Here is a 771-nt window from a genome sequence, read left to right as displayed (position 1 = left end):
GCCGAGATCCTCGAAGGCAATTTCCGGGTGGATGTGGACGAGAATACGCCGGTTTCGGATTGACGCTCTGGCTTTTGGGGTTGGTGCTAGGCGCCCCCCCTCTGTCCTGCCGGACATCTCCCCCTCAAGGGGGGAGATTGGCGGCTTTGTCGGCGGCACTCCTGCTTCGGCGTAGAAAATTGGCGAAAGCCGAAATGACATCCGATCTCCCCCCTTGAGGGGGAGATGGCCGGCAGGCCAGAGGGGGGTGCAGCGCATCCCTCTCAATCAAAGCTGAACCGCAAAGCCAACTCCGATCAGGAGCATCCTTGCCCTTGCCCGCCCCCCTCATCGAAATGCGCGGCATCACCAAGAGCTTCGGCGCCGTCAAGGCGAACGAGGCCGTCGATCTCAGCGTGGCACCCGGCGAGATCCTGGGGTTGCTGGGCGAGAACGGCGCCGGCAAGACGACGCTGATGAATGTGCTGTTCGGCGCCTATGCGCCCGATGCTGGGGAAATCCTCATCCAGGGCAAGCCGGTGCGGATCACCAGTTCCGCCGATGCGCTGGCCGCCGGCATCGGCATGGTGCACCAGCATTTTCACCTCGCGCCGCGGCTGACTGTGCTGGAAAATCTTTTGATCGGCATTCCCGGCAAGACAGGACGGATCGACCGCGCCGGCGGGCTGGCGCGGCTGGCCGAGATCGGCCGCCAGCATGGGCTGATGCTTGACCCGAACCTGCCGGTCTCGGCGCTGTCGGTCGGCGAGCAGCAGCGGCTCGAAATCGTCA

At 64.3% G+C, this 771-nt stretch carries 1 protein-coding gene; it reads left to right on the top strand.

What is annotated here, in order from left to right; all coding sequences use genetic code 11:
* Positions 1-314: 314 nt before the first annotated feature.
* A partial coding sequence (locus EN984_RS36455) for an ATP-binding cassette domain-containing protein (protein WP_127384447.1) occupies positions 315-771 on the top strand: 457 nt, incomplete at its 3' end.

The organism is Mesorhizobium sp. M7A.F.Ca.CA.004.12.1.1 (assembly GCF_003997835.1).
Taxonomy (GTDB): Bacteria; Pseudomonadota; Alphaproteobacteria; order Rhizobiales; family Rhizobiaceae; genus Mesorhizobium.
Note: the sequence above shows the minus strand (reverse complement) of the source record. Positions and strands in the feature narration are given on the sequence as shown.